Annotated in this window: 13 protein-coding genes and 1 pseudogene; 9 read left to right on the plus strand and 5 right to left on the minus strand. The window is 38.0% G+C overall.

Annotated elements, in window-relative coordinates; all coding sequences use genetic code 11:
- Positions 1-2: 2 nt before the first annotated feature.
- Complete coding sequence (locus C4E06_RS06500) at positions 3-1,667, minus strand: alkaline phosphatase family protein (RefSeq protein ID WP_107667323.1); 1,665 nt, start codon at positions 1,665-1,667, stop codon at positions 3-5.
- Between the two features lie 242 nt (positions 1,668-1,909).
- Positions 1,910-2,728 (minus strand): sulfotransferase domain-containing protein, encoded by an 819-nt coding sequence (locus C4E06_RS06505; protein WP_107667324.1) that lies wholly within the window; start codon positions 2,726-2,728, stop codon positions 1,910-1,912.
- 276 nt (positions 2,729-3,004) lie between these two features.
- Here C4E06_RS06505 and C4E06_RS06510 point away from each other — a divergent pair, with 276 nt between their 5' ends.
- The 3 genes from C4E06_RS06510 (at position 3,005) to C4E06_RS06520 (ending at position 6,495) form a co-directional block, all read left to right on the plus strand.
- Entirely contained in the window at positions 3,005-3,742 is a 738-nt protein-coding gene (locus C4E06_RS06510; RefSeq protein ID WP_107667325.1) for a PEP-CTERM sorting domain-containing protein, read from the plus strand.
- A gap of 410 nt (positions 3,743-4,152) precedes the next feature.
- On the plus strand, positions 4,153-5,760 hold the full coding sequence (gene metG / locus C4E06_RS06515; RefSeq protein WP_107667326.1) for a methionine--tRNA ligase: 1,608 nt from the start codon (positions 4,153-4,155) through the stop codon (positions 5,758-5,760).
- A gap of 132 nt (positions 5,761-5,892) precedes the next feature.
- Positions 5,893-6,495 (plus strand): NYN domain-containing protein, encoded by a 603-nt coding sequence (locus tag C4E06_RS06520; RefSeq protein ID WP_087593781.1) that lies wholly within the window; start codon positions 5,893-5,895, stop codon positions 6,493-6,495.
- A 189-nt stretch (positions 6,496-6,684) separates the two neighbouring features.
- Here the strand turns inward: C4E06_RS06520 and C4E06_RS06525 are convergent, their stop codons facing one another.
- Both C4E06_RS06525 and C4E06_RS06530 read right to left on the minus strand, forming a co-directional pair.
- Positions 6,685-7,362, minus strand: a complete 678-nt coding sequence (locus C4E06_RS06525) for a class I SAM-dependent methyltransferase (RefSeq protein ID WP_107667327.1) — start codon at positions 7,360-7,362, stop codon at positions 6,685-6,687.
- Between the two features lie 277 nt (positions 7,363-7,639).
- Positions 7,640-8,620: a S9 family peptidase gene (locus C4E06_RS06530; RefSeq protein ID WP_107667328.1), complete on the minus strand. Its 981-nt coding sequence runs from the start codon at positions 8,618-8,620 to the stop codon at positions 7,640-7,642.
- Positions 8,621-8,728: 108 nt separating this feature from the next.
- Between C4E06_RS06530 and C4E06_RS06535 the strand changes: the two are divergent.
- The 5 genes and pseudogenes from C4E06_RS06535 to C4E06_RS06555 form a co-directional block, all read left to right on the plus strand.
- Positions 8,729-8,868: pseudogene (locus tag C4E06_RS06535) on the plus strand (BrnT family toxin); the annotation flags it as partial.
- 140 nt (positions 8,869-9,008) lie between these two features.
- Positions 9,009-11,576: a M1 family metallopeptidase gene (locus C4E06_RS06540; RefSeq protein ID WP_107667329.1), complete on the plus strand. Its 2,568-nt coding sequence runs from the start codon at positions 9,009-9,011 to the stop codon at positions 11,574-11,576.
- 829 nt (positions 11,577-12,405) lie between these two features.
- On the plus strand, positions 12,406-12,702 hold the full coding sequence (locus C4E06_RS06545; protein WP_107667330.1) for a circadian clock KaiB family protein: 297 nt from the start codon (positions 12,406-12,408) through the stop codon (positions 12,700-12,702).
- A 604-nt stretch (positions 12,703-13,306) separates the two neighbouring features.
- Positions 13,307-13,552: an RNA-binding protein gene (locus C4E06_RS06550; RefSeq protein WP_107667331.1), complete on the plus strand. Its 246-nt coding sequence runs from the start codon at positions 13,307-13,309 to the stop codon at positions 13,550-13,552.
- Positions 13,553-13,811: 259 nt separating this feature from the next.
- Positions 13,812-14,105: a Nif11-like leader peptide family natural product precursor gene (locus tag C4E06_RS06555; RefSeq protein WP_107667332.1), complete on the plus strand. Its 294-nt coding sequence runs from the start codon at positions 13,812-13,814 to the stop codon at positions 14,103-14,105.
- 55 nt (positions 14,106-14,160) lie between these two features.
- On the opposite strand, the gene C4E06_RS06560 is transcribed toward C4E06_RS06555, so the two are convergent.
- Positions 14,161-17,115 (minus strand): calcium-translocating P-type ATPase, PMCA-type, encoded by a 2,955-nt coding sequence (locus C4E06_RS06560; RefSeq protein ID WP_107667333.1) that lies wholly within the window; start codon positions 17,113-17,115, stop codon positions 14,161-14,163.
- A 293-nt stretch (positions 17,116-17,408) separates the two neighbouring features.
- Here C4E06_RS06560 and C4E06_RS06565 point away from each other — a divergent pair, with 293 nt between their 5' ends.
- Positions 17,409-19,337, plus strand: coding sequence for a serine/threonine phosphatase (locus C4E06_RS06565; protein WP_107667334.1), 1,929 nt, complete (start codon positions 17,409-17,411; stop codon positions 19,335-19,337).
- Positions 19,338-19,498 lie beyond the last annotated feature (161 nt).

Genomic DNA, 19,498 nt, shown 5'->3' on the forward strand with positions numbered 1-19,498 from the left:
ATTTAATCGGTTTTGAGAAGTTGTAACGGCTTACCTTCAAGATATTCAGGAATAGGCGCATCCATTAACGATAATAGAGTAGGGGCTAAATCCAAAACGTGTCCAGAGGAAATGGTTGTATTGGCTTCAATGTTCGGTCCAGCGGCCAAAATCAAACCTTTTTCCCTATGACTTCCCGAGCGATAGTGCGGTAAAGGTCCAAAGCGTCCATAGTCAGGACTATCAATGACATCGGTGGGATAATCATCTTGCCAGACGATAATTAAGTCAGCATCCGGGAGTTTAGGATTACGATCATTGGGATCTTTTCGGGTACGGACAATTTTTTTGACCATAGGAATCCCTTGGCGAGGCTCTTTCAGGGCATAAAGCTTTTCACAAATTTCATCACACAAGTCATGGTACTCAGAAGCAGTAACCTTTCCCTGGGGTTCTCGTCCTTCGAGATTAATACGAATGTAACCTTCAGCAAAACTAGGAATAGCAAATGCTTTCATCGAAGGCCATAGGGGTTTATACCATTGTGCCGGATTCCAAGGTACAACTTTTTCTCCCTGGCGTCTCAATTGAGAGTGTGAAATTATATCGGGTTCCTCGGTTCGGTCAAGATAGGGTTCAAGAATCTGGAAAATCCGTGTTGGGGTTTCTTTTCGTAAAAAACGACGAATGGGGTTGGATTCGTACTTATCCCCCCACAAATGTCGCTCCCAGTAGTTCCATTTCATTTTCGTCACAGGAGGCGGTAAAGGTTTAGATATATCTCCGTGGGCCAGTCTCCATTGACCGGGAAAGTTAAACCGATACATGAACTCAGGAAGATAAACAAAGCTAGGTAAGTCAATGGTGGCAGATCCCATTCCATGGGCGGAAAAAATGACAATATAGGCGTTTTCAGGGGCTTTTTCTAAAATTTTACCGATGGCATCATCCATGGCTTGATAAATAGCCAGTAAGGGATCGTGGGAAATGCGAGATTTGAATGTCTCATACAAAGGATGATCCGGTTGACTTAAATGCCAGAAAATATGACCAGCTGAATGAGGGTCGTTAAAAACCGTTAAAAATAAATCCCAATTTTCCCGTTCCAGCAAATCTCGACAGGTGGCAACCCGACGAAGAATGCCAGTTTTTAGTCTATCTTCTATTCTTAGTGTCTGTTCAAGATTGAGGCATACGGAATAGTCGTTATGCAAAGCGGGACTTCCACCATGCTTTTTTTCTAATTCTTCGAGGAGGGATTCGGGTAAGGAAGCGGTGGGAACTTGGGGAGAATGAGCCCCCCAACCCCCTACCTGAATCCCATTGATTTGAGGCGTTAGCCGAACTTGGGGAACATCAAAGGCCGCTACCCGATAATCTTCTCCTAAGGCATAAAAAGCAGGATATTCCTTAAAGTCGTAAGCTGCTCGGGTTTCTGTTTCATAAGTCCCTTCTTTAAACCCCATATGGGCCCAGAAACCGGTTTTTTGAGGAGAACAACCGGTGGCAAATGTAGTCCAGGCTGTTTCTACATTAGAATCATCAAAGTTCTGTAGTCTTCCATAAATTCCTTGTTCACGAAGACGAGATAAGTTTTTTAAGTATCCTTGAGACATCCAATCTTCTAGCAGAGAAGGTTCTGCCGCATCCATCCCAATGGCAATGACTGGGTTCCTAGTTTTTTTCATTTAACTTACTTGATCTTTCTATCTATGAGATATTAAAAATATTCAAATTAACTGTATCAACTCAGTCGTTTTTTTTCAAGAGGAATGGGTCTATCAGTCTCTTTTTTAACCATTTTTAGCCTAATAAGAGACATTATTGTCTTAATAGTTGTAAATAATTGGTTGGTCGTCCAAGAAAATTCTCCATCAACCTATTATCTTGATCTGCTCGCCACGTTAACCTTTGAGGATAACAGTCTTGATTACCAATGATAAGAATTATTCAGAAGCTCATACAATTTCTCATTGAAAGGGATAAAGTAGTTCTTGAGTTTCTCTAATACCTCGCGATGCTCAGCCGTTATCTCTACTCCCTTGCCCACATTGTAACTTTTCTTTTCTAATTGCTGTAAAATTGCGTCAGGAAACGGCTCGATTTCTAGAAACTCACAAATTTTATTTAATAAGGCTCTTTTGTTATTTTTTAATTCTTCAAAACTAAGAATAAGCAGGTTATTTTTGTCAAAGTATTGGTAATAGTTATTTAATTGTTCTACGTATTTGCCTCGGTTGATATAATCATAAGGATAGATGTCTGGAGCACACTCATTGTTTAATTCTTGGTGAATCGCTTGAGTGAACGTGCGTTCATCGGCAATTTTCTTATTATTTTCAGCTACTTCAGGATTATTGGCAAAGCTATGGTACATTTTCCAAGCTGAGTAAGCACGATCAACTGGATTTCTCAAAATGACAATCATTTTAATTGTCCCTAAAGCTTCCTTAATTCGTTGAGGAATCTCAGGAAAGTAAAGGTAACTCGGAGATACGTCAAAGGTTAAGCGATTCCCTTTTTCGATTTTAGAGGGAAAACAGCCCAAATACCAACTCCACCCTTGACTATAATTTTCTGGGACATCGAAATAACGAACCTCTTTCCAGGTTTTGTTACCAATAATCTGTGGATGTTGGACTAAATAGTTATATAGAGAGGTTGTCCCTGCTTTCTGCGCACCAATAATTAAAAAGTCAGGAGGAGACTTGACCAGTGGATAAATTAAGTCTTTAATCAGCTTTTTCATGAAATAATATCAAGATCAATTATTAAGGGTTTAGGAAAAATCCTAGAGATTATCTATATCTAAGGGTATGGTTATCATTGTAGAGGTTTTTGTAGGATAGAAAAAGGTCACCATATACTTTTTCTTTGTTTAAAGCTAATCCCTTATTAACAAAGTTATCATACTTATTGACAACAAACTTATGCTATGCTTAGTTAAGCCCGTCTTAAAATCAATATTTATGCACCCCTGTAATTACTTGAATTCATAAAAACACGACGACTTCTATACTTAAAAATGCTTAAACAATCACTACTTTTCCCTTTAAAGATAGCTGCTGGAGCCACACTACTGTTAACCATGGCTCCCTCGTCAGCTAGAGCTTCTATTCTTTGGGGTCAATCTCAGGGAATATTGGAGGTGGATAATTTTTGGTACGATTCCGATGATAATCCCTGGTACAATGAGGTAACACCATCACTCTCTATAGTGGGTTTTGACGAAGAGCAACAAGTCACCTTGGATAGACCGATTGGTTATCAGACTCTAAATGAGTGGGATAATATTACAAATCTTTCATATCTTGAGCCAGGACTGGTGGTTGATAGCCACATGGTTTATTTAGCCAAAACCAGAAGAGAATATGAGGGAAGATGGGAAGCTAGTGCAACCATTAAGTTTTCAGGGATCATTGTGGGATTAATCGGTGACTCAAGGCTTTTATATCGTGACAACGATTTATTCGCCCCTGATCAAAATAACGACCCACAAACATGGCATTCATTAGGACCTGAGTATGGATGGAGTCTTGAAGAACCAGGAGGTTTTCTACCGGGTGATGTAGTAACAATTTTAGATCAACAAACCATTCGAGTAAACTTTACGACTCACTCGGCTCTTGATCCTTTACGAGTCTTAACTCTAAGCCCAACCCAGCCTGTGCCTGAACCTTTAACCATACTAGGGGCAGGAAGTGCCATAGCAATAGGAGGTTTTTTCAAGTCTAAGGTAAAAAACAAAGCTAAAGAAGGCTGATTAGGTAAATCTGTTACTTAACTTAATAATAGAGGCTTTCCATAGACCCTATCTAAAAGTTTGAATTTTAGATAGGGTTTCCTATATAGAATAAATAAGTAGCATTGCTTTTTCTATATCATCTTCTAATCTGAAGGTAAGAATTCCCTGAAAGAGGTGATCTCCTCTTTTTTTAAAAAGAATAACACAATAATAAGTTATCAACGATAATTGTAACTAGAGTTTACTGCTACTTAAAATGTCTTAATATAAAGGTCTTAAGATTATTTTTATTGGAATGAGAGATATAATTGAGTTAATAATTAAAACATGATACACAATAAAAATAGCTAAAATTAACCCTTAGCAAATACCGTCCTTAGACCCAATAGACTTTAAGGATAATATTCATTGAAAACCCCTGAGTTTAAATGACAGCAGAAACAACAAAGTCAAGAAAATTTGCTTTAACCACGCCCTTATATTATGTAAACGGGGTTCCCCACATTGGGAGTGCCTATACCACAATAATTGCCGATGTGATTGGCCGTTATAAGCGATTAATAGGAGAAAACGTTCTTTTCATTACCGGCACTGATGAACACGGGCAGAAAATACAACGAACCGCCGAAGAAAAAGGACTGTTACCTCAAGATCATTGTGATCAGATTGTCGGCAGTTTTCAACAATTATGGCAAAAACTCGATATTCAATACGATCGCTTTAGTCGAACCACCGCCGTTCGGCATCAAGCCATCGTTAAAGAATTTTTTGGGCGGGTGTGGGATAACGGAGATATCTATCTCGCCCAACAACAGGGGTGGTATTGTGTGCAATGCGAGGAATTTAAAGAAAAACGAGAATTATTAGAAAACGGTTGTTGTCCTCTGCATCCCAACAAATTAGCAGAATGGCGAGACGAAGAAAATTATTTCTTTAAATTGTCAAAATATCAAACTCAATTAGAAGCACTCTACGAAAGCAACCCTCAATTTATTGAACCAGTAAGCCGTCGCAACGAGATTCTCAACTTTGTGAATCAAGGCTTACAAGACTTTTCCATATCTCGCGTCAACCTAGAGTGGGGCTTTCCCATCCCCAATGATCCTAACCATACCATTTATGTGTGGTTTGATGCCCTATTGGGCTATGTGACGGCCTTACTCGAACCCGAGGAGGAACCCACCCTAGACAATGCCTTATCCAAATGGTGGCCAATTAATTTACACTTAATCGGTAAAGATATTTTGCGCTTCCACGCCATCTATTGGCCCGCCATGTTAATGTCGGCCAACTTACCTTTGCCAGGGCAAATTTTTGGTCATGGTTTTTTAACAAAAGATGGACAGAAAATGGGTAAAAGCCTAGGAAACACCTTAGATCCCTTTGAATTAGTGGATAAATACGGTGCTGACGCAGTGCGCTACTATTTCTTAAAAGAGATAGAATGTGGAAAAGATGGTGATTTTAACGAAACTCGTTTTGTTAATATTCTCAACGCCGATCTCGCCAATGATTTAGGGAATTTGCTCAATCGAACCTTAGGAATGACTCAAAAATATTGTCAAGGGTCATTACCTGGGATCACAGCAACAGAATTACCCCAGGAACATCCCCTAAAAACCATAGGCTTGAGCTTAGGGGAAAAGGTGATTCAAGCCTATGAAACGCTCAAATTCAATGAGGGATGTGAGGAGATTTTAACCTTAATTCAAGCAGGGAATAAATTCATCGATGAACAAGCTCCCTGGCGTTTGTTTAAAGAAGGAAAACAGGCCGAAGTGGAAAAGATTTTGTATGGAGTGTTAGAATCAGTGCGGCTCGCTGCTTATTTACTAGCTCCTATTATTCCTAATTTGAGTAGCAAAATCTACCAACAACTGGGGTTTTCCGTGGACTTTAATGAAAGCGATCGCTTGAATGAAGTTATTCCTTTTGCTCACCATAGTCAATGGGGGAAACTAGCGGTTAATCAAGGGTTAGCGAAACCGCAACCCATCTTTGCTAAACTAGATCCTCCCTCAGAAGATAACCCTTAACAACTGAAAAAATTAACATTTTTTCTATTTTTGTATTGAAAACAACCACTATTTACGATGAAATACAAACCCGAACTCACAAATAACTTTCATACTCCCTCCTTTTTCGACGAGCAAAGAGGCTTATCAGCCATGTATGATGACTTTGAAGATGATTCAATTTTTTCCCCAGAACAAGTTTTAGAAAATCGCGGTAGAGTTGCCATTTTTATTGATGGCTCGAATCTATTTTACGCCGCATTACAATTAGGCATTGAAATTGATTATACCAAGCTACTTTATCGTTTAACCGAAGGCTCTCGCCTTCTCAGAGCGTTTTTCTACACAGGAGTGGATCGCACCAACGAAAAACAACAGGGGTTCTTGTTGTGGATGAGACGGAATGGTTATCGAGTCATTGCCAAAGACTTAGTCCAATTGCCCGATGGCTCCAAAAAAGCTAATTTAGACGTAGAAATTGCTGTGGACTTAATGGCCCTAGTGGGTTCTTATGATACGGCTATCATTGTGAGTGGAGATGGAGACTTAGCCTATGCGGCCGACTCCGTTAGTTATCGTGGGGCCCGCATCGAAGTGGTCAGCTTGCGATCGATGACCAGCGATAGTCTAATTAATGTAGCCGATCGTTACATCGATCTCGATCAAATTAAAGAGGATATTCAAAAAACCCGTAAGCCCAACATATCCTATAACAGTTACTCTAGTGTGGGAATGGTTGAACAGAACAACCCTTAAGTTGGGACATAGAAAAAGGGTAGGAAAAATCAGAAGGGGATGCATTGACCCTTCCTTGATGCTTCCTCAACCCTATTTATCGAAACATTGTGCCTTGAAAACTTAGTTTAATGGGTTATTAATTACATAACCTATTTAAACAAGCTTAATGATCATATTGTTGCAAAAATTGAGCAAATACAGACTATTTTATAGTCTATTTCTTTGGTATTCAATCAATGCTTGTTTAATAGAGGGGTTATTAGGATCATTGTAAGGAATACGAGTTATTTCTTCGTAACCATATTGATAAAATTGTGATAATTCCCTTTCGGAAACCCCCCAAGGAGGTCCATCGGGACTGTCTTCTGTCTCTCGAAGACGAGTCACAATTAAGAGGGTTCCTTTTGGTTTTAATAAGGTTGCGATCGCCTCTATCACTTCTTGTCTAATACTAATAGGTAATGCTTGAATCGTTCGAGATTCAAAAATAAGATCAAAGCTATTTTTCCAGCTATCATCTAATTGTAATAAATCAGCCACTAAGTAATTAACAGAACTATTATTAAAGCGTTTGTTGCACCATTCAATTGATGAGGGTGCAATATCAAAAGCGGTTACATTAGCTCCTTTTTTGGCTAAAAATTCACTATCATCCCCTAAACCACAACCGATCACTAAGGCTTTTTTATTCGTTATATCTGTCCCTTTTAACCAGTTTTCTAAACAAGGATGAGGCTGCATTTTTGCCCAAGGAACTTCTTCGGGGTTTCCTAATGCGTCGGTATAGATAACCTCAAACCATCCCGTAAAGTCATCTTTTTTATGATAGTCTAGGGCTAAGTTTTGAACTTTTTGACGTAATTGGTTTAGTTTTTCTTCATTCATAATTATTTATTATAGTGCTACCCACGCTTGGAATGGCCAAGGGTTCTCCCCCTAACAAAAGGGGGAGTTAGAGGGGGTGGCAAGGGTTCTCCCCCTAACAAAAGTGGGAGTTAGAGGGGGTGGCAAGGGTAAGCTGTAAAAAGGTTTCAGGATTGGGAAATGTCCTAAACTTAATGCGTAGGGCTATATTAAGCTAAGTAATTGATTTTAAGGTTGACAAAAAATAGAAAGATTTTCAAACCGTTTAAAATAGACTTTTACTTTGCCCACCTTACTATTATAAATCATAACTTCTCAATTCTAAATCTGACTTTAGCCATTGTTTGATCGCTTTAGTTACTTCATTATCGAGGGGGCGTTTCATAGCGGTTACAAAATCTTCGTCGGGGTTTCCTAAGCGTCGAAAACTATGATCTAACCCTGGAAAAATATAAGTTGTTACTTGGGTATTTCCTGCTTGTTTTAACGCTTCTGCTGCTAATAATGCTTCTGTGTATGGAGTATTATGATCGAGTTCTCCATGTAATAATAAAACAGGACAGTTTATGTTAGAAATGAATTCATAAGGTGGGTGATCGTAGTGTTGTTTCCAGAGAGGAAGATAAAAGTTTTTTGACCAGGTTTCATCTCCTAACTTAAAATAAGTTTCTCCTTGTTTAATCTTATTCCATAATTCATCAGTTTTTAGATAAACCCAATACATTAAAGGAAAGGTATGCTTAAAATTTTCAATGGCATCTTGTTCCAATTTCCAAAAATTATCCCGTTGCCAAAATAAGATATCTTCTAGGTTACGATAAACACCTCCTTGCCAAATATAAAAGGCTAAATCTAAGTTTTCAGCAGCTAACATTAAGGCAATAACTGCCCCTTCACTTTGTCCTAAAATACCAATTTGGTTATTATCAACGTCAGGTAAAGTTTTTAACCATTTGATAGCTTCTCTAGCATCATCCACTAAGTCAAATAAATCAACTGTGTCACAATTTCCTTCACTTTCTCCGCAACCTCTTTTATCATATCTAAAGGTAGCATAACCTAATTCTTGAAACAATTTTGCTTCATCTTTAAATAAATTTCTTTCAGGTAAAGCAACAGGGAACCAGTCTTTTTTTGAATTATCTAAATTTCCATCACGAGTTTGCGGAAACGAACCCCCAATCAATAAACAAACAGGAGGTTTATCAATCCCATCAGGTAAAGTTAATGTTCCTTCTATTTTGGTATTTTTTGAAGTAAAGTATGTATTTCTTTCCATAATTATGTTCTAATAAAGAGCGATGAAAAGAACTAACTTGTCTTATTAATTATATTATCAAAATAATGATTCAAATATTGGTGGACTTGTTTATGTTAGAAGATCATCATCAGTAAATTACTGTTTGAGTGGGATCACAAAAAAACAGAATTAATCAAAAAAAGCATGGTGTTTCTTTTGAAGAGGCAAAAACCGTATTTTATGATGATAACTCCATTCAATTTTGGGATGATGACTATACTCAGATATAGCACTCCGAATGAGGGAATGAGTAATATTATTTCTTAAGCTTATTAAGATCATAACAAAAAGAAGCTACTGTTATTATATAATAACTAACAGGTCTAAGTTAATAGCATCCTAAAGTCCTTTTATTATTACCCGTCTTATGAATCTGAAAAACTTTGATAGCGAAAATAATAACCGTAAATTTGAATTACCCGGTGCTAAACCCCATTATAATCCCGATCGCTACGGACAAGTTAATCATATTTTCCTCGATTTAACCCTAGATATTCCTAATCAAAGCTTTACAGGAAATTGCGCGATTACGTTAACCCCTGTCCGTTCCGGTATTAATCAATTAATTTTAGATGCAGTTGATTTAAACATCAATTCTGTTTTCATCAACACAGTCAGTCAACCCTTTGATTATGACCAAGAAAAATTAACCATTAACCTTCTACAACCTACCCAAGAAAATCCTATTACCATTATCATAAATTATGAAGTAGAAAACCCTCAACGGGGACTCTATTTTATCGCTCCAACTGAACATTATCCCCAGAAACCTACCCAAGTTTGGACCCAAGGAGAAGATGAAGACTCACGGTTTTGGTTCCCTTGTTTTGACTATCCGGGACAGTTAGCAACTTCAGAAATTAAAGTTAAAGTTCCTAACAATTTCATGGCCATATCTAACGGAGAATTAATTAATCAAGAAACCGTTGGCGAGGAAACCATTTATCATTGGTCACAAAAACAAGTTCATCCTACTTATTTAATGACCTTAGCAGTGGGAGAATTTAGTGAAATCAAAGATGAATGGAAGGAAATACCTGTTAATTATTATGTGGAAAAAGGAAAAGAAGAAGAAGCCAAGTTAAGCATGGGTAAAACCCCCCAAATGATCGACTATTTTTCCGCAAAATTTGGCTATGATTATCCTTATCCTAAATACGCCCAAGTTTGTGTTAATGACTTCATCTTTGGAGGGATGGAAAATACCTCAACTACCCTGTTAACCGATCGCTGTTTAGTGGATGAAAAAGCCCTGAATGATCGACCCTTTACTGAAAGTTTAGTTGCCCATGAATTAGCCCATCAATGGTTTGGTGATTTAGTGGTAATTAAACACTGGTCTCACGCTTGGATTAAAGAAGGAATGGCTTCCTATTCAGAGGTTTTATGGACAGAACACGAATACGGAAAAGATGACGCTGCTTACTATTTATTAAACGAAGCGAGAAGTTATTTAGAAGAAGATTCTTCTCGTTATCGTCGTCCCATTGTAACGAATATTTATCGAGAAGCCATTGAATTATATGATCGCCATTTATACGAAAAAGGGGCTTGTGTTTATCACATGATTCGAGGCATTTTAGGAGAGGAATTATTTGATAAAGCCATTCATCGATTTGTTAATGAAAATGCCCACAAAACCGTAGAAACTATCGACTTATTAAGGGCAATTGAAACATCAACCGGTTATAACTTATTATTCCTCTTCGATCAATATGTCTTTCGTGGAGGACATCCCGACTACAAGATAAATTACAGTTGGGATAATGATAATAACTTAGCTAAATTAACCGTTACTCAAACCCAAGTAACCGAAGAAAATGGCAATAGTAAAGATAGTTTCGATTTGAAAATTCCCATCGGTTTCGGCTATAAAAACTCAGCCATGAAAACCTTCACCTTACGGATTCATGAGAAACAACAAACTTTCTATTTTCCCTTAGAAAGTAAACCCGACTTTATTAGTTTTGACGTTAATAACTACTTTCTAAAAACCGTAGAATTAGACTATCCCATTGCCGAATTAAAAGCCCAATTAAGCCATGATCCTGACCCCGTTTCTCGCATTTATGCAGCCATTGCTATCGGGAAAAAAGGCAACTTAGAAGCTATTAAAAGTTTAGAAGAAGCCTTGACAAAAGACTCCTTTTGGGGGGTGAGATTAGAAGCTGCCAAACAGTTAGGGAAAATTTCCTTAGATCAAGCAGGAGAAGCCTTACAAAAAGGGTTATCAGATGATAACGCAAAAGTCCGACGGGCGGTTATTGAAAGCTTAGGTAAAATCAAAAATCAAGACTGTTATGATACCTTAAAAACCTGCTTAGAAACGGAAGAAAAAAGCTACTACTGTCAAGCGGCGATCGCCAGAAGTTTAGGGACAATTTTATCAGGGAATTTAAAAGACAAAACCCCAGAAGTCATCGACTTATTAAAAAATGTCTTAGAAACCCGTTCAGGATGGAATGAAGTGGTAAGATCAGGAGCAATTGGTGGGTTAAGTCAACTAAAAACGAACCCTGATGCAGTAGATGTCATTGTCGAATATACAAAATTAGGAATTCCTCAAGCTTTACGGTTAGCAGCCATTCGTGCATTAGGTAGTATTTCCACCGGCCAAACCCCCAATAAATTAGAGGAAATCCTAGAGATTTTAGACGCTATTTCTCAAGAAACTTTCTTTTTAACTCAGGTGGCTGTCACCATAGCCTTAGGACAAATGGAAACCCCAAAAGCGGTGACAATTTTACAAGGATTAGCCGATAGAACCCCTGATGGAAGAGTTAAAAGAAAAGCTGAAGAAGCTATCAAAAAAGTCCAGAAAAAATTAGGCTCAGATAAAGGAATTCAATCCCTTAGAGATGAACTCGAAAAACTGAAACAAGAAAATCAAGAATTACAAAGTCGGATCGCTAATTTAGAAGCTAAAAATGGTTAAAAAAGGGGTCAAAGTTATGTAGACTACCAAAATTTCACATCAATGTAAGGAAGGCAACAAGGAAATTATTCTACCCTTCCTTTCCTCTAAATCAGTAAAACCCTAGCTTTTAAATTTAATAAAAGGTTACAATCCTTTTTCTCGTAAACCTCTAAAGATAAAGATAGTTTTCCCCTCGATTCTATACCTTTATTCTTAAACCGTATCTTTTGCTACACTAAAAAATAATAAAGATGTAAATATTGTGACAAAGCGAGTTTAGTTTCTGACTTAAACCTTTGCTACTTAAGACAGTGATCATTCAAAAAAGACCCCAAGCTCATTAAGAGACTATATGGCAATAATCTTAGTATTTGGCTAAATTTTTTGAGAAAGTATGGAGATTAGCTTCACAAAAAATGCCAAATTCTACTTAACTCTTAATGAAATTGAGGACTGACAAACACTATAGAGGTTTATAAAGATGAATATTGCATTGACTACTCATCAAGGCTGGTTGTTGGAAGCAACGAGCCAAAAAACCGCCGTAAATTGTTTGATTTAAGACTACTCTCACAATAAAGAAAAAATCTGATGATGTTGGTATCAAATGTCACTATTTAAGGGGCATTCTGAGAAAACTTACTTGAAGAATTATTTCAAGGTGTCAATAAAAGTAAATGCCCTATGTTTTCCGTCGAGATTAACTCAAAGTAGAATATCTCGCCATTAAAGAATCATAAACTTTTTTCTTGAAAACGCCCATCTGAAGACTGAATCTAACTTCTGCGAACAGAAGTGTCATAGATACGTTCGACTGCTTACCCTAATTTAAGGAATAATATTTGCCATGAAATCTACCTATTCTCTGAAATTATATATTGCTAGTAATACAGTTAATTCTCAACTAGCTATAACCACTCTCACTGAAATTTATCATGATGATCTCAACGATGATTACCACATAGAAATTATTGATATTTTAGATAACTTCGAGAAAGCTGAAACCGAAAAAATTGTTGCTATTCCCACACTACTCCTACAGTCAGCGTCTTCCTCTCAAAGAAGGCTTGTAGGTAATTTATCTGATCGAAAACAAGTGTTACAAGAGATTAAAATGTTGCAACAAAATGCAGCTTATAATTAGCTACCTGTTAATAACCCTTTGATCGACTAGAACTTATATTCTAGGCAGGAGGGTATCCTCAGCAGAGCAAAAACTGACAAGTTCTGGCTGCAAGGGAGACGAGCGACCCCGGTCGGGTTCCCCGACAAGCGTGAACGCGCGAGGAGTGGAGAGCAGGGGAGATGTTTTTAAGTCTTTAATGAGCAAAAAAAGACATTTTAAGATGTTTATAACCTAGTAATATGATATATTCTCATTATTACCTGTGTTTTAAACTATTTTCTTTCTCCCTTGCTCCGATCTTCCCCCTCCCCTGCAATCTTAACTAGGATCTTTGTGATCTACTGATCCTCGGGAGGAGGTATAGGCAACGAAAATCCCCATAAGAATGTTTTCCATATTCCCTTGGTTTCCTTCTCTTCCTAGTCTTCCTGGTGCAAGCATGGTCTCCAAGGGAAAAAAAATTATGTTAGTGAAGATTTTGTATGCTATGATTATAAACGAGCATTGTAAATCGGTTCAAAGAGTAGGTTAATATAACTGACTGGTATTCCTGTTAAGTATCCACAGCATTCTCTCCGACATCTCAATCTCCACAAGTTCATTCAAAACAGAGACAAATTTTATGTCAATTTATGTAGGAAACCTCGCTTATGAGGTAACAGACGCAGACCTTAACACAGTATTTTCTGATTATGGTTCTGTCAAGCGCATTCATATCCCTACAGATCGTGAAACGGGTCGTCCTAGAGGTTTTGCTTTTGTAGAAATGAATACAGAAGAAGAAGAAAGCAAAGCCATTGACACCTTAGATGGTGCAGAATGGATGGGACGTTCTATGAAAGTTAACCAAGCGCGCCCCCGTAACTAATGAGTTATCACCATAGCTTCTAAAAAAAGTTGAAGTTATTTTAAACAATGCAAAAAGCACTTTTTCAAGGAGAAGGTGCTTTTTTTATCGTAATTAATTGGGGCTAAAACCCTGTCTTTTAAAGGAAATCGTTTTTGAGACAGCGCGTAAATCTTAGTTTCAGAAACAACGTCTGACTTCCTTAATATTATATAATGAAAATGAAAACTCAAGATTATTATGAGTTTCTTACGATTTGTTAATTATTTAAGGGATAATCATGGCTAAAGAGAAAGTTATTGAATTTTTAGGTGAGGCTGCGAAAAATCAAGACCTCAAAGAACAATTACAGACCGTCAAAAACCCAGATGAATTAACCTCATTAGCTAAAGAAAAAGGGTTTGAATTTTCATCGGAAAATGTCGACGAAGCGTTAGAGGAATTAAAGCAGAAGCCCGGATTTTTTGGTAAATTAGCAGAAGCGATCGCCGAAGCGTTTAGTCCCCCTCATGATAACGTTCCCCCTTCTATCGGCGCACAACCCTATAGTGGTGATAGTAACACCAATTCATAATGAATTGCTTCCCAAAAAATTATCATAGAACAGGCGACAACAAAGTCATTATTTTCTATTCGATCTGGGCCTTGTTGTCTGTTCTTTTTCTTAGGAGAAAACGCCACAATTCTCCTATCCATAATACGAGAGAGGTTCCCAAAACAATCCAGACCCAATCTTTTAAGGAAAGAGGAACCGTTCTAAATAGTTTACCTCCCCACTGAACGATCACAATTTGTCCTAAAAAGATTATAGTCGTAATAGCTAAAAAAGCCTTGTTGTCTCCTAATCCTTGCCAAAACCATTCTTTTAAACTAAAACAACGAGTATTAAATAAATTCCAAAATTGTAAGAAAACAAAAACAGCAAAAAAGATAGAAAGTTCATAGGGGTTGACCGCTCCATCTCTCTCTAAATAAACTAAAAATCCCATTAAAAACAGTAAAAAGATAATCCCTGTTCCAATGATAATCTTCAACATTTTGGGAGAAATAATAAACTCTTGAGGATGACGAGGGGGTTGATTCATCACCGTTTCGTGAGGAGGTTCCGTGGCTAAAGCTAAGGCTGCAAAGGTATCCATAATTAAATTGATCCAAAGCATTTGTGTCACCGTTAAAGGCAAAGAAATACCAATAAATAGACCAAAAAAAGCAATGCCTAAAGCCACAATATTAACGGTTAATTGAAACATCAAAAATCGTTGAATATTCTCATATAATGATCGTCCCCACATCACCGCCGTGACAATACTATTAAAGGAATCATCTAATAAAATGATATCACTGGCTTCTTTTGCGATCGCTGTTCCACTGCCCATCGATAAACCCACCTGGGCCTGTTTTAAAGCAGCAGCATCATTAGTTCCATCCCCTGTAACTGCGACAACTTCACCGTTTTCTTGTAATAGTTTGACTAATCTTAGTTTATCTAATGGGGTGGCTCTTGATAATACTTTTAAGGTTTTGATGACTTCTTTTGCTTCCTTATCTTCAAGTTGCTTAAACTGTTGACCGGTTAGATGAAAATGAGTCAGATTCTCACAATTTTCTGAAGCATATAAGTTCAGTTTTTTAGCAATTTCCTCGGCTGTTTTTTGACTATCTCCTGTGACAATTTTGATTTCAATTCCTGCCTTAAAACAACGGTTAATAGCTTCTATAATATCGGGACGCAATGGATCAGTAATCGCAAAAAATCCTAACCAAATCAAATCATGATTAACATTGTTAATATCTTCTTCTCTTACCTGATTATCTAAATAACTATAAGCCAATCCTAAAACTCTTAGACCTCTTTCTTGATATTTCTCAAAAGTTTCTAACCATTGATTTTTATTATCTAAATTTTTGATTCCTGCTGAAGTTAATTGTTGAGAACAGTGAGATAAAACAATCTCAGGCGCACCTTTTAAATAGATAATATTGCCTGTCATAACACTAGAGTTACCCACTGTCATCATATACTTTTGCTCAGGAGAAAATGGCAATTGAGTGATAACCTGAAAATGATGACGATAGGGAAGATAATCAACACTTTGGCGGTCTAACCATGATAATAAAGCCGTTTCTGTTACATTACCTATGGGAGAAAAACTATCTTGAGAAGTCCTTTCTAAGTCGGCGGTACTATTAGCAGAAATTCCTTCATAAATTATATTTTGATAAACTTGTTTTTGTGTCGTTTTTGAAGCATTCATACAAGGAAAATTAGCTACTTCAACTTGCATTTTATTTTGGGTTAATGTCCCTGTTTTATCAGAACAAATAACCGTAGCAGCCCCAATGGTTTCACAAGCGTGCATTCGTCTTACTAAATTATTCATGGCCGCCATTTTTCCCATACTATAAGCAAGGGATAAAGTGACGCTCATAGCTAACCCTTCAGGGACAGCCACCACAATAATGGTAACAGCAACCATAAAATAATTTAAAATAATAATTCCCACGGATGGCGGCAAGATAATATCGTTAAAATCATGGCTCCATCCCCGGAAATAAATAACGGCAATACCCCCCAAAAAAAGAAGTAAGCCACTTGCCAAACTCAATGACCAGGAATTAAGGGAATAACTCGTCAAAAATTTAGGTAAACTAAAAGATAAATTGAGGGCATCTAAGCCTTCTTTGATAATCGGAACCCAAACCGGAATTAAGATAAGAATACTACTAATAATAATCAAACTTAAAACATAAATTTGTGGAGAGGTGAGAGCAAGGGTTTTACTCAATAATCCTTGAACTAACAGTCCTAAAAAAGTCAGTCCTGCCATTAATAAACCAATAATTCCAATTAAATTACTTAATTTTTCTAATTGAATATTTAAAGGAGTTAATGAACTATTTTCAATGGAAATGACCGCTTGAGCCACTTGGCCAATTTCACTGCGATCGCCCACAGCGGTCACTTGAAAAACCCCATGACCTTGAGCCACAATGGTGCTGCGATAAACCTGAAAAGGAGGATAGGTTTGTTGTTGAGAATGAGCCGATAAAATAGTAGATTTAGGTAACTTTTTAACCGCCTTAGATTCACCTGTAATTTTAGCTTGATCCACTAAGAGACTGACTGCTTCTAACAGTTCTCCATCCGCTGGAACCTCATCCCCTTGTTCCATATAAACGAGATCACCGACCACTAAATCTTGACGAGAAATTTGGGTAAATTTATGATCACGAATGACTTTAACCGGAGTTTGATCATAAACATGATTCAGTAAATCAAACGCTTTATTTGCCCGATATTCATTAACAAAAGCAAGGGTTGTGGCCAAAAAAATAGCCATCAAAATGCCCAACGCTTCTGTATATTCTCCTTCAATTATGCCAACCGCTAAAGCGATGATAGCAGCAATCATTAAAACACGAATCACAGGGTCACTAAACTTATCTAAATAAAGAGACCACCAAGAAATGGGTTGGGGAGGGGTTAAAATATTGCTACCATAATGATGACGACTTGACTGGACTTGTTCAGAAGTCAAGCCACTATAAATCAAAGGGCGATCGCTTGTGTCAGGGGAAACCATCCCAGACCTCTACCTAGTATTTTTTCCATCATAACGAGCCAACATAGGAAAGTAATAGAATTGTTGAGTTTAATTGACTCGAAGGAGTAACAGAGGCATGATAAAAAAAGAGAAATAGTCACAATGTGAGAGGGTTAACGGCAATTTTGGGACTGAATCAAACAGTCTAGTATCTATCCTGGGTTTTCTCTCAAGAAATCTCCGATCTCAAAGGGAAAAATCTTGTCTTTTGTGCCTATAAAAAACTTGATAAAGTATCCTGTCTTAGCAGTTTCCTACCGGTGTCATCATTTATGCTTGTTTGTCCCCAATGTCACTCAGAAAATTCCAACAATAGTCAAGTTTGTCAACAGTGCCAAACATCCTTGACCCATCAAACCTGTCCTCAATGTGGTCATAATAACCCGTTTTCTCAAGCTAATTGCTCAGAATGTGGTGCCTTCATTGGGAAACTTTGGCAGGTGATTTTAAGCCAACCCATCAACAGTGATCAGACAAACGATAATTTAACCTTTGATAACCATTATCTCGATCTCGGACAAAGATATCAAATTTGGCCCCTAGCAGAAAAAGAGACCTTTAAGGTCATTGCCACCACTGCTACCCATATCTTTTATCAGGCCCAAGTGCTTGACTGTCAACCCTTAGAAAAAGCCACCCTACAAACATTAGTCAATCAAGTCTCAGACCTATTAAAAGAAAGCGAAGAAGACGATCCCACCCTGCTATGGAAGCAAATGAATATTCCTTCCCTTGCCTTCCCCTATTTGCTCCTCAAAGACTTAACCCCTATTGTTCCTGAAGTTTATGACGGTTGGATCGATAACGAAACAGAAGTGATCTTATTAGGCGATCGCACCCATTGGCCAACCATTCAGGATCTACTGATCAATCACTCCTTACTCACCCTCCAGATTATTTATTGGCTTAATCAAATGGTTACGCTTTGGAAAAGTTTAACCGTTATCAACTATTGTCAAAGTCTCCTGGTAGAAGATAACCTGAGACTCGATGAAGATCAAAGTTTCGGATTAGTGAAATTATATCCCGATCGCCCCAATGATCCCCCATCCCTACAACAATTAGGTCAATTATGGCAAAGTTGGTTTAACAAAGGGGGTTATCCCGCTACCAGTAAACTGGCCACCCTCATTCAACAAGTGGCCGAAGGAAAGCTCAACCAAGTCGCCCAATTACGCTTACAACTGCAAGATTTAGCAGCAGAGCAACAAATGACTGAAGATGAGCAACTCCCCCCCCAATCTTCCCCCAATTCTAGGGACTTTGTTGAGGAAGAATTACCCGAATTTCAAGGGGAATTTTTGAGTGGTCAATTAGAAGAAATCCCAACCACCACAGATATTGCCAATGATGCCACTGCAGTCTTACCGATGGAATTGTTTAACTTAACGGCTTTAGGATGCACCGACCGAGGACGACAGCGACATCACAATGAAGATTATTTTGGCATGAAAACCAACGTCACTATTCGACAAAATAATCAAGACACTTTGGTAGAGGGTCGAGGACTCTATATTGTTTGTGATGGGATGGGAGGTCATGCCGCCGGAGAAGTGGCCAGTGAAATGGCCGTCGAAACCCTAGAAAACTTCTTCGCCCAACATTGGCAAAAAGACTTTCCTGACCAAGAAACTATTTTACAAGGCATTTTATTAGCTAATCAAAATCTCTACACTGTTAATCAAAGTAACGCTAGTTCTGGCAGTGGACGCATGGGAACCACGTTGGTCTTAATTTTAGTCGATCAGACAAAAGTGGCAGTGGCTCACGTCGGAGACAGTCGAGTTTACTCCATTAGTCGCAAAAAGGGACTCGAACAATTGACCATTGATCACGAAGTGGGACAGAGGGCCATTCAAAGTGGAGTTGAGCCAAAATTAGCCTATGCTAGACCCGATGCCTATCAACTTACCCAAGCCCTAGGCCCCCACGATAATAAATACATACAACCGGATATTCGATTTTTAGACGTTGTTGAAGACACTATATTTCTACTCTGTTCTGATGGTTTGTGTGACAATGATTTAGTAGAAGACCATTGGGAAACCTATCTATTACCCTTACTCAGTTCGAGTCAATCTTTGGATAAAGGAATGACTCAATTAATCGACTTTGCTAATAGCTACAACGGTCATGATAATATTACTGCCGTTTTGGTTCGTGTCAAAATTCGCCCCAAAGTTGACCCTAAGGATTGGTAACACCAAAAAAGCCGGGGTCATGCCCCGGCTTTTGGGTGGCCGTGTTTTGTTGTCCATGGGACCTTGATGCCGACAAAATACTTATTAGTCCAGACCGATAGGCGGCGCGGATGTTGAATAGACACGAGGCAGACCTTGACATAGTGGCTGCGTTGGTCGAA

Origin of the sequence: Cyanothece sp. BG0011, from assembly GCF_003013815.1 — a bacterium.
GTDB lineage: Bacteria > Cyanobacteriota > Cyanobacteriia > Cyanobacteriales > Microcystaceae > Crocosphaera.